Origin of the sequence: Neobacillus sp. B4I6, from assembly GCF_050434045.1 — a bacterium.
Lineage (GTDB): Bacteria > Bacillota > Bacilli > Bacillales > Cytobacillaceae > Neobacillus.
The window spans coordinates 5,109,035-5,120,580 of record NZ_JBNPWB010000002.1; the positions used below are offsets into that span (position 1 = coordinate 5,109,035).

The 11,546-nt window shown below is 51.1% G+C and carries 9 tRNA genes and 6 rRNA genes; all 15 read right to left on the reverse strand.

The window, feature by feature from the left end:
• Positions 1–277: 277 nt before the first annotated feature.
• A 5S ribosomal RNA gene (rrf, locus tag QF028_RS27465) occupies positions 278–394 on the reverse strand.
• 74 nt (positions 395–468) lie between these two features.
• Positions 469–3,403, reverse strand: a 23S ribosomal RNA gene (locus tag QF028_RS27470).
• Positions 3,404–3,606: 203 nt separating this feature from the next.
• Positions 3,607–5,156 (reverse strand): 16S ribosomal RNA (locus QF028_RS27475).
• A gap of 184 nt (positions 5,157–5,340) precedes the next feature.
• Positions 5,341–5,416, reverse strand: a tRNA-Ala gene (locus tag QF028_RS27480).
• A 20-nt stretch (positions 5,417–5,436) separates the two neighbouring features.
• A tRNA-Pro gene (locus tag QF028_RS27485) sits at positions 5,437–5,513 on the reverse strand.
• A 5-nt stretch (positions 5,514–5,518) separates the two neighbouring features.
• A tRNA-Arg gene (locus QF028_RS27490) sits at positions 5,519–5,592 on the reverse strand.
• Between the two features lie 22 nt (positions 5,593–5,614).
• A tRNA-Leu gene (locus QF028_RS27495) sits at positions 5,615–5,703 on the reverse strand.
• Between the two features lie 9 nt (positions 5,704–5,712).
• Positions 5,713–5,787 (reverse strand) — tRNA-Gly (locus tag QF028_RS27500).
• Positions 5,788–5,801: 14 nt separating this feature from the next.
• Positions 5,802–5,886, reverse strand: a tRNA-Leu gene (locus QF028_RS27505).
• Positions 5,887–5,900: 14 nt separating this feature from the next.
• Positions 5,901–5,976, reverse strand: a tRNA-Lys gene (locus tag QF028_RS27510).
• 156 nt (positions 5,977–6,132) lie between these two features.
• Positions 6,133–6,208: transfer RNA gene (locus tag QF028_RS27515), tRNA-Thr, on the reverse strand.
• Between the two features lie 174 nt (positions 6,209–6,382).
• Positions 6,383–6,458 (reverse strand) — tRNA-Val (locus QF028_RS27520).
• Positions 6,459–6,467: 9 nt separating this feature from the next.
• A 5S ribosomal RNA gene (rrf, locus tag QF028_RS27525) occupies positions 6,468–6,584 on the reverse strand.
• A gap of 74 nt (positions 6,585–6,658) precedes the next feature.
• Positions 6,659–9,593: ribosomal RNA gene (locus tag QF028_RS27530) — 23S ribosomal RNA — on the reverse strand.
• Positions 9,594–9,797: 204 nt separating this feature from the next.
• Positions 9,798–11,347: ribosomal RNA gene (locus QF028_RS27535) — 16S ribosomal RNA — on the reverse strand.
• The 16S, 23S and 5S rRNA genes sit together here with 9 tRNA genes alongside, the layout of an rRNA operon.
• Between the last annotated feature and the right edge of the window lie 199 nt (positions 11,348–11,546).

Genomic DNA, 11,546 nt, shown 5'->3' on the forward strand with positions numbered 1-11,546 from the left:
TTTAGAGCATTTACGATAGACATTTTCCCTGTTTACTTGTGGAGTCTTGTCCTTCGGAAGCCCTCCGATAGACATTTTCCCTGTTCACTTGTGCAGTTTTGTCCTTCGGACCCTCTCCGATAGACATTTTCCTTGTTCACTTGCGAGGTTTTGTCCTTCGGAACCCCTCCGATGGACATTTTACTCATTAACGGGCATGGTAAAACCCTAATCTTCTAACACTAAACAAGTTTCTCCTCATAGCAAAAAGACAACCATTTCTGGTTGTCTTAGATTTGCCTGGCAACGTCCTACTCTCACAGGGACGCGTGTCCCAACTACCATCGGCGCTGAGAAGCTTAACTTCCGTGTTCGGTATGGGAACGGGTGTGGCCTTCTCGCCATTGCTGCCAGACTATTTAATTGAGGAATCATTCCCTCAAAACTAGATAATGCAGAAGAAGTTGTAAAATGAGTATGCCTTATAAATTGGTTAAGTCCTCGAACGATTAGTATCAGTCAGCTCCACATGTTACCACGCTTCCACCTCTGACCTATCAACCTGATCATCTTTCAGGGTTCTTACTAGCTTGCGCTATGGGAAATCTCATCTTGAGGGGGGCTTCATGCTTAGATGCTTTCAGCACTTATCCCGTCCGCACATAGCTACCCAGCGATGCCCTTGGCAGAACAACTGGTACACCAGCGGTGCGTCCATCCCGGTCCTCTCGTACTAAGGACAGCTCCTCTCAAATTTCCTGCGCCCACGACGGATAGGGACCGAACTGTCTCACGACGTTCTGAACCCAGCTCGCGTACCGCTTTAATGGGCGAACAGCCCAACCCTTGGGACCGACTACAGCCCCAGGATGCGATGAGCCGACATCGAGGTGCCAAACCTCCCCGTCGATGTGGACTCTTGGGGGAGATAAGCCTGTTATCCCCGGGGTAGCTTTTATCCGTTGAGCGATGGCCCTTCCATGCGGAACCACCGGATCACTAAGCCCGACTTTCGTCCCTGCTCGACTTGTAGGTCTCGCAGTCAAGCTCCCTTGTGCCTTTACACTCTGCGAATGATTTCCAACCATTCTGAGGGAACCTTTGGGCGCCTCCGTTACTCTTTAGGAGGCGACCGCCCCAGTCAAACTGCCCACCTGACACTGTCTCCCACCCCGATCAGGGGTGCGGGTTAGAATTTCAATACAGCCAGGGTAGTATCCCACCGACGCCTCCACCGAAGCTAGCGCTCCGGCTTCTCAGGCTCCTACCTATCCTGTACAAGCTGTACCAAAATTCAATATCAGGCTACAGTAAAGCTCCACGGGGTCTTTCCGTCCTGTCGCGGGTAACCTGCATCTTCACAGGTACTATAATTTCACCGAGTCTCTCGTTGAGACAGTGCCCAGATCGTTACGCCTTTCGTGCGGGTCGGAACTTACCCGACAAGGAATTTCGCTACCTTAGGACCGTTATAGTTACGGCCGCCGTTTACTGGGGCTTCGATTCAGAGCTTCGCTTGCGCTAACCCCTCCTCTTAACCTTCCAGCACCGGGCAGGCGTCAGCCCCTATACTTCGCCTTGCGGCTTCGCAGAGACCTGTGTTTTTGCTAAACAGTCGCCTGGGCCTATTCACTGCGGCTCTTCGAGGCTATTCACCTCAAAAAGCACCCCTTCTCCCGAAGTTACGGGGTCATTTTGCCGAGTTCCTTAACGAGAGTTCTCTCGCTCACCTTAGGATTCTCTCCTCGCCTACCTGTGTCGGTTTGCGGTACGGGCACCTTTTATCTCGCTAGAGGCTTTTCTTGGCAGTGTGGAATCAGGAACTTCGGTACTAAATTTCCCTCGCTATCACAGCTCAGCCTTCGCGAGAAGCGGATTTGCCTACTTCTCAGCCTAACTGCTTAGACGCGCATATCCAACAGCGCGCTTACCCTATCCTCCTGCGTCCCCCCATTGCTCAAACGATAAAGAGGTGGTACAGGAATATCAACCTGTTGTCCATCGCCTACGCCTTTCGGCCTCGGCTTAGGTCCCGACTAACCCTGAGCGGACGAGCCTTCCTCAGGAAACCTTAGGCATTCGGTGGATGAGATTCTCACTCATCTTTCGCTACTCATACCGGCATTCTCACTTCTAAGCGCTCCACCAGTCCTTACGGTCTAGCTTCAACGCCCTTAGAACGCTCTCCTACCACTGACATCTAAGATGTCAATCCACAGCTTCGGTGATACGTTTAGCCCCGGTACATTTTCGGCGCAGAGTCATTCGACCAGTGAGCTATTACGCACTCTTTAAATGGTGGCTGCTTCTAAGCCAACATCCTGGTTGTCTAAACAACTCCACATCCTTTTCCACTTAACGTATACTTTGGGACCTTAGCTGGTGGTCTGGGCTGTTTCCCTTTTGACTACGGATCTTATCACTCGCAGTCTGACTCCCACGGATAAGTCTTTGGCATTCGGAGTTTGTCTGAATTCGGTAACCCGATGAGGGCCCCTAGTCCAAACAGTGCTCTACCTCCAAGACTCTTACTACGTGAGGCTAGCCCTAAAGCTATTTCGGAGAGAACCAGCTATCTCCAAGTTCGATTGGAATTTCTCCGCTACCCACACCTCATCCCCGCACTTTTCAACGTGCGTGGGTTCGGGCCTCCATCCAGTGTTACCTGGACTTCACCCTGGACATGGGTAGATCACCTGGTTTCGGGTCTACGACCACATACTCATACGCCCTATTCAGACTCGCTTTCGCTGCGGCTCCGTCTTTTCAACTTAACCTTGCATGGGATCGTAACTCGCCGGTTCATTCTACAAAAGGCACGCTATCACCCATTAACGGGCTCTAACTACTTGTAGGCACACGGTTTCAGGAACTATTTCACTCCCCTTCCGGGGTGCTTTTCACCTTTCCCTCACGGTACTGGTTCACTATCGGTCACTAGGGAGTATTTAGCCTTGGGAGATGGTCCTCCCTGCTTCCGACCGGATTTCTCGTGTCCGGCCGTACTCAGGATCCACTCAGGAGGGAACGAAGTTTCGACTACAGGGTTTTTACCTTCTATGACGGACCTTTCCAGATCGCTTCATCTACCCCGTTCCTTTGTAACTCCATGTTGAGTGTCCTACAACCCCAAGAGGCAAGCCTCTTGGTTTGGGCTATGTCCCGTTTCGCTCGCCGCTACTCAGGGAATCGCGTTTGCTTTCTCTTCCTCCGGGTACTTAGATGTTTCAGTTCCCCGGGTATGCCTTCATTACCCTATGTATTCAGGTAAAGATACTGTTCCATTACGAACAGTGGGTTCCCCCATTCGGAAATCTCCGGATCAAAGCTTACTTACAGCTCCCCGAAGCATATCGGTGTTAGTCCCGTCCTTCATCGGCTCCTAGTGCCAAGGCATTCACCGTGCGCCCTTTCTAACTTAACCTAAAAGGTTATTCTCTTACTTACATAAGAGAGAAAACTAAAATGGCATTGATCGGTTCTTACATTGACTTCTTCATTACGATTATCTAGTTTTCAAAGAACGATTAAAAAAAGCTTTGAGAGAATTGTACTCTCAAAACTAAACAAACAAAGATCGTGTCACAAACTGTTTTGTCTGGCTCACAGGTCCAGCTTTATCCTTAGAAAGGAGGTGATCCAGCCGCACCTTCCGATACGGCTACCTTGTTACGACTTCACCCCAATCATCTGTCCCACCTTAGGCGGCTGGCTCCTTGCGGTTACCCCACCGACTTCGGGTGTTACAAACTCTCGTGGTGTGACGGGCGGTGTGTACAAGGCCCGGGAACGTATTCACCGCGGCATGCTGATCCGCGATTACTAGCGATTCCGGCTTCATGCAGGCGAGTTGCAGCCTGCAATCCGAACTGAGAATGGTTTTATGGGATTGGCTAAACCTCGCGGTCTTGCAGCCCTTTGTACCATCCATTGTAGCACGTGTGTAGCCCAGGTCATAAGGGGCATGATGATTTGACGTCATCCCCACCTTCCTCCGGTTTGTCACCGGCAGTCACCTTAGAGTGCCCAACTGAATGCTGGCAACTAAGATCAAGGGTTGCGCTCGTTGCGGGACTTAACCCAACATCTCACGACACGAGCTGACGACAACCATGCACCACCTGTCACTCTGTCCCCCGAAGGGGAAATTCCTATCTCTAGGAGTGTCAGAGGATGTCAAGACCTGGTAAGGTTCTTCGCGTTGCTTCGAATTAAACCACATGCTCCACCGCTTGTGCGGGCCCCCGTCAATTCCTTTGAGTTTCAGCCTTGCGGCCGTACTCCCCAGGCGGAGTGCTTAATGCGTTAGCTGCAGCACTAAGGGGCGGAAACCCCCTAACACTTAGCACTCATCGTTTACGGCGTGGACTACCAGGGTATCTAATCCTGTTTGCTCCCCACGCTTTCGCGCCTCAGCGTCAGTTACAGACCAGAAAGCCGCCTTCGCCACTGGTGTTCCTCCACATCTCTACGCATTTCACCGCTACACGTGGAATTCCGCTTTCCTCTTCTGCACTCAAGTCCCCCAGTTTCCAATGACCCTCCACGGTTGAGCCGTGGGCTTTCACATCAGACTTAAAGGACCGCCTGCGCGCGCTTTACGCCCAATAATTCCGGACAACGCTTGCCACCTACGTATTACCGCGGCTGCTGGCACGTAGTTAGCCGTGGCTTTCTGGTTAGGTACCGTCAAGGTACCGGCAGTTACTCCGGTACTTGTTCTTCCCTAACAACAGAGCTTTACGACCCGAAGGCCTTCATCGCTCACGCGGCGTTGCTCCATCAGACTTTCGTCCATTGTGGAAGATTCCCTACTGCTGCCTCCCGTAGGAGTCTGGGCCGTGTCTCAGTCCCAGTGTGGCCGATCACCCTCTCAGGTCGGCTACGCATCGTCGCCTTGGTGAGCCATTACCTCACCAACTAGCTAATGCGCCGCGGGCCCATCTGTAAGTGTCAGCCGAAACCGACTTTCAGCTTTTCCTCATGAGAGGAAAAGGATTATCCGGTATTAGCACCGGTTTCCCGGTGTTATCCCAGTCTTACAGGCAGGTTGCCCACGTGTTACTCACCCGTCCGCCGCTAATCAACAGGAGCAAGCTCCTATTGATTCGCTCGACTTGCATGTATTAGGCACGCCGCCAGCGTTCGTCCTGAGCCAGGATCAAACTCTCCAAGAAAGTTGATTAGCTCATTTTGTTACGTTGGCTTAGCTTCACTTTCTTACGAAAGATTCGCTAATAATTTTTTGTTTGTTTACACGTCTTGTTTGTTTAGTTTTCAAAGAACAATTTCATGTCGTTTGTGCGACTTTATTATATTAACAGAGTGTTAATGCTATGTCAATAAAATAATTAAAATTTTTGGTGGAGCCTAGCGGGATCGAACCGCTGACCTCCTGCGTGCAAAGCAGGCGCTCTCCCAGCTGAGCTAAGGCCCCATATAGTTATAAGTGAAGAATGGTCGGGAAGACAGGATTCGAACCTGCGACCCCTTGGTCCCAAACCAAGTGCTCTACCAAGCTGAGCTACTTCCCGTTAAGTGCGCCCTGAGAGATTCGAACTCCCGACCTTTTGATTCGTAGTCAAACACTCTATCCAGCTGAGCTAAGGGCGCATATGAATTTAATTAACTTAAATGGTGCCGAGGACCGGAATCGAACCGGTACGGTAGTCACCTACCGCAGGATTTTAAGTCCTGTGCGTCTGCCAGTTCCGCCACCCCGGCTTAAAAAATTGGAGCGGAAGACGGGATTCGAACCCGCGACCCCCACCTTGGCAAGGTGATGTTCTACCACTGAACTACTTCCGCATATGAAAATTAAATGGTGCGGGTGAAGGGAGTCGAACCCCCACGCCTTGCGGCGCCAGATCCTAAGTCTGGTGCGTCTGCCAATTCCGCCACACCCGCATATTCATTTAAAATGGTGAGCCATGAAGGACTCGAACCTTCGACCCTCTGATTAAAAGTCAGATGCTCTACCAACTGAGCTAATGGCTCATCGTAAGATGATTTCCTAATCTTTTATTAGCGTAAGTCAGATGCTCAAAAGAACTTACGTTCTTTTGAGCAGATTGCCCGCAGAAGCTCCTTCAATGAAGTACGCAATCTGCTCTACCAACTGAGCTAATGGCTCATCATAAGATGAAAGAAAAATGGTGCCGGCGAGAGGACTTGAACCCCCAACCTACTGATTACAAGTCAGTTGCTCTACCAATTGAGCTACCCCGGCGTAAAGTATGGAAATATATTAAGTTTGAACACGCTGGTATTGTTACCGTCATCCTGACCTCAGAAAGCTTATGCAAGCAGCAGCTCGGTCAGTATGCTGAAGTTCATTCAGGAAGCTTATTCGGTCGTGCTCTACCAATTGAGCTACCCCGGCATAATGTAAAAAAGGTAAATATGGTGGAGGATGACGGGCTCGAACCGCCGACCCTCTGCTTGTAAGGCAGATGCTCTCCCAGCTGAGCTAATCCTCCATATATACCGCCTGGCAACGTCCTACTCTCACAGGGACGCGTGTCCCAACTACCATCGGCGCTGAGAAGCTTAACTTCCGTGTTCGGTATGGGAACGGGTGTGACCTTCTCGCCATTGCTGCCAGACTATTTAATTGAGGAATCATTCCCTCAAAACTAGATAATGCAGAAGAAGTTGTAAAATGAGTATGCCTTATAAATTGGTTAAGTCCTCGAACGATTAGTATCAGTCAGCTCCACATGTTACCACGCTTCCACCTCTGACCTATCAACCTGATCATCTTTCAGGGTTCTTACTAGCTTGCGCTATGGGAAATCTCATCTTGAGGGGGGCTTCATGCTTAGATGCTTTCAGCACTTATCCCGTCCGCACATAGCTACCCAGCGATGCCCTTGGCAGAACAACTGGTACACCAGCGGTGCGTCCATCCCGGTCCTCTCGTACTAAGGACAGCTCCTCTCAAATTTCCTGCGCCCACGACGGATAGGGACCGAACTGTCTCACGACGTTCTGAACCCAGCTCGCGTACCGCTTTAATGGGCGAACAGCCCAACCCTTGGGACCGACTACAGCCCCAGGATGCGATGAGCCGACATCGAGGTGCCAAACCTCCCCGTCGATGTGGACTCTTGGGGGAGATAAGCCTGTTATCCCCGGGGTAGCTTTTATCCGTTGAGCGATGGCCCTTCCATGCGGAACCACCGGATCACTAAGCCCGACTTTCGTCCCTGCTCGACTTGTAGGTCTCGCAGTCAAGCTCCCTTGTGCCTTTACACTCTGCGAATGATTTCCAACCATTCTGAGGGAACCTTTGGGCGCCTCCGTTACTCTTTAGGAGGCGACCGCCCCAGTCAAACTGCCCACCTGACACTGTCTCCCACCCCGATCAGGGGTGCGGGTTAGAATTTCAATACAGCCAGGGTAGTATCCCACCGACGCCTCCACCGAAGCTAGCGCTCCGGCTTCTCAGGCTCCTACCTATCCTGTACAAGCTGTACCAAAATTCAATATCAGGCTACAGTAAAGCTCCACGGGGTCTTTCCGTCCTGTCGCGGGTAACCTGCATCTTCACAGGTACTATAATTTCACCGAGTCTCTCGTTGAGACAGTGCCCAGATCGTTACGCCTTTCGTGCGGGTCGGAACTTACCCGACAAGGAATTTCGCTACCTTAGGACCGTTATAGTTACGGCCGCCGTTTACTGGGGCTTCGATTCAGAGCTTCGCTTGCGCTAACCCCTCCTCTTAACCTTCCAGCACCGGGCAGGCGTCAGCCCCTATACTTCGCCTTGCGGCTTCGCAGAGACCTGTGTTTTTGCTAAACAGTCGCCTGGGCCTATTCACTGCGGCTCTTCGAGGCTATTCACCTCAAAAAGCACCCCTTCTCCCGAAGTTACGGGGTCATTTTGCCGAGTTCCTTAACGAGAGTTCTCTCGCTCACCTTAGGATTCTCTCCTCGCCTACCTGTGTCGGTTTGCGGTACGGGCACCTTTTATCTCGCTAGAGGCTTTTCTTGGCAGTGTGGAATCAGGAACTTCGGTACTAAATTTCCCTCGCTATCACAGCTCAGCCTTCGCGAGAAGCGGATTTGCCTACTTCTCAGCCTAACTGCTTAGACGCGCATATCCAACAGCGCGCTTACCCTATCCTCCTGCGTCCCCCCATTGCTCAAACGATAAAGAGGTGGTACAGGAATATCAACCTGTTGTCCATCGCCTACGCCTTTCGGCCTCGGCTTAGGTCCCGACTAACCCTGAGCGGACGAGCCTTCCTCAGGAAACCTTAGGCATTCGGTGGATGAGATTCTCACTCATCTTTCGCTACTCATACCGGCATTCTCACTTCTAAGCGCTCCACCAGTCCTTACGGTCTAGCTTCAACGCCCTTAGAACGCTCTCCTACCACTGACATCTAAGATGTCAATCCACAGCTTCGGTGATACGTTTAGCCCCGGTACATTTTCGGCGCAGAGTCATTCGACCAGTGAGCTATTACGCACTCTTTAAATGGTGGCTGCTTCTAAGCCAACATCCTGGTTGTCTAAACAACTCCACATCCTTTTCCACTTAACGTATACTTTGGGACCTTAGCTGGTGGTCTGGGCTGTTTCCCTTTTGACTACGGATCTTATCACTCGCAGTCTGACTCCCACGGATAAGTCTTTGGCATTCGGAGTTTGTCTGAATTCGGTAACCCGATGAGGGCCCCTAGTCCAAACAGTGCTCTACCTCCAAGACTCTTACTACGTGAGGCTAGCCCTAAAGCTATTTCGGAGAGAACCAGCTATCTCCAAGTTCGATTGGAATTTCTCCGCTACCCACACCTCATCCCCGCACTTTTCAACGTGCGTGGGTTCGGGCCTCCATCCAGTGTTACCTGGACTTCACCCTGGACATGGGTAGATCACCTGGTTTCGGGTCTACGACCACATACTCATACGCCCTATTCAGACTCGCTTTCGCTGCGGCTCCGTCTCTTCAACTTAACCTTGCATGGGATCGTAACTCGCCGGTTCATTCTACAAAAGGCACGCTATCACCCATTAACGGGCTCTAACTACTTGTAGGCACACGGTTTCAGGAACTATTTCACTCCCCTTCCGGGGTGCTTTTCACCTTTCCCTCACGGTACTGGTTCACTATCGGTCACTAGGGAGTATTTAGCCTTGGGAGATGGTCCTCCCTGCTTCCGACCGGATTTCTCGTGTCCGGCCGTACTCAGGATCCACTCAGGAGGGAACGAAGTTTCGACTACAGGGTTTTTACCTTCTATGACGGACCTTTCCAGATCGCTTCATCTACCCCGTTCCTTTGTAACTCCATGTTGAGTGTCCTACAACCCCAAGAGGCAAGCCTCTTGGTTTGGGCTATGTCCCGTTTCGCTCGCCGCTACTCAGGGAATCGCGTTTGCTTTCTCTTCCTCCGGGTACTTAGATGTTTCAGTTCCCCGGGTATGCCTTCAATACCCTATGTATTCAGGTAAAGATACTGTTCCATTACGAACAGTGGGTTCCCCCATTCGGAAATCTCCGGATCAAAGCTTACTTACAGCTCCCCGAAGCATATCGGTGTTAGTCCCGTCCTTCATCGGCTCCTAGTGCCAAGGCATTCACCGTGCGCCCTTTCTAACTTAACCTAAAAGGTTATTCTCTTACTTACATAAGAGAGAAAACTAAAATGGCATTGACTCGGTTCTTACATTGACTTCTTCATTACGATTATCTAGTTTTCAAAGAACGATTAAAAAAAGCTTTGAGAGAATTGTACTCTCAAAACTAAACAAACAAAGATCGTGTCACAAACTGTTTTGTCTGGCTCACAGGTCCAGCTTTATCCTTAGAAAGGAGGTGATCCAGCCGCACCTTCCGATACGGCTACCTTGTTACGACTTCACCCCAATCATCTGTCCCACCTTAGGCGGCTGGCTCCTTGCGGTTACCCCACCGACTTCGGGTGTTACAAACTCTCGTGGTGTGACGGGCGGTGTGTACAAGGCCCGGGAACGTATTCACCGCGGCATGCTGATCCGCGATTACTAGCGATTCCGGCTTCATGCAGGCGAGTTGCAGCCTGCAATCCGAACTGAGAATGGTTTTATGGGATTGGCTAAACCTCGCGGTCTTGCAGCCCTTTGTACCATCCATTGTAGCACGTGTGTAGCCCAGGTCATAAGGGGCATGATGATTTGACGTCATCCCCACCTTCCTCCGGTTTGTCACCGGCAGTCACCTTAGAGTGCCCAACTGAATGCTGGCAACTAAGATCAAGGGTTGCGCTCGTTGCGGGACTTAACCCAACATCTCACGACACGAGCTGACGACAACCATGCACCACCTGTCACTCTGTCCCCCGAAGGGGAAATTCCTATCTCTAGGAGTGTCAGAGGATGTCAAGACCTGGTAAGGTTCTTCGCGTTGCTTCGAATTAAACCACATGCTCCACCGCTTGTGCGGGCCCCCGTCAATTCCTTTGAGTTTCAGCCTTGCGGCCGTACTCCCCAGGCGGAGTGCTTAATGCGTTAGCTGCAGCACTAAGGGGCGGAAACCCCCTAACACTTAGCACTCATCGTTTACGGCGTGGACTACCAGGGTATCTAATCCTGTTTGCTCCCCACGCTTTCGCGCCTCAGCGTCAGTTACAGACCAGAAAGCCGCCTTCGCCACTGGTGTTCCTCCACATCTCTACGCATTTCACCGCTACACGTGGAATTCCGCTTTCCTCTTCTGCACTCAAGTCCCCCAGTTTCCAATGACCCTCCACGGTTGAGCCGTGGGCTTTCACATCAGACTTAAAGGACCGCCTGCGCGCGCTTTACGCCCAATAATTCCGGACAACGCTTGCCACCTACGTATTACCGCGGCTGCTGGCACGTAGTTAGCCGTGGCTTTCTGGTTAGGTACCGTCAAGGTACCGGCAGTTACTCCGGTACTTATTCTTCCCTAACAACAGAGCTTTACGACCCGAAGGCCTTCATCGCTCACGCGGCGTTGCTCCATCAGACTTTCGTCCATTGTGGAAGATTCCCTACTGCTGCCTCCCGTAGGAGTCTGGGCCGTGTCTCAGTCCCAGTGTGGCCGATCACCCTCTCAGGTCGGCTACGCATCGTCGCCTTGGTGAGCCATTACCTCACCAACTAGCTAATGCGCCGCGGGCCCATCTGTAAGTGTCAGCCGAAACCGACTTTCAGCTTTTCCTCATGAGAGGAAAAGGATTATCCGGTATTAGCACCGGTTTCCCGGTGTTATCCCAGTCTTACAGGCAGGTTGCCCACGTGTTACTCACCCGTCCGCCGCTAACCAACAGGAGCAAGCTCCTATTGGTTCGCTCGACTTGCATGTATTAGGCACGCCGCCAGCGTTCGTCCTGAGCCAGGATCAAACTCTCCAAGAAAGTTGATTAGCTCATTTTGTTACGTTGGCTTAGTTTCTTAATTGAAACTAAAAATTTTGTTTGTTTGCACGATTTTGTTTGTTTAGTTTTCAAAGATCAATTTTCTCTATCGCCTAAAAGCGACTTTATAATCTTACCAAGTTATCAATGTAAAGTCAATAACTTTTTTTATTTTTTTTATCTTGTCATCACTGCCTCG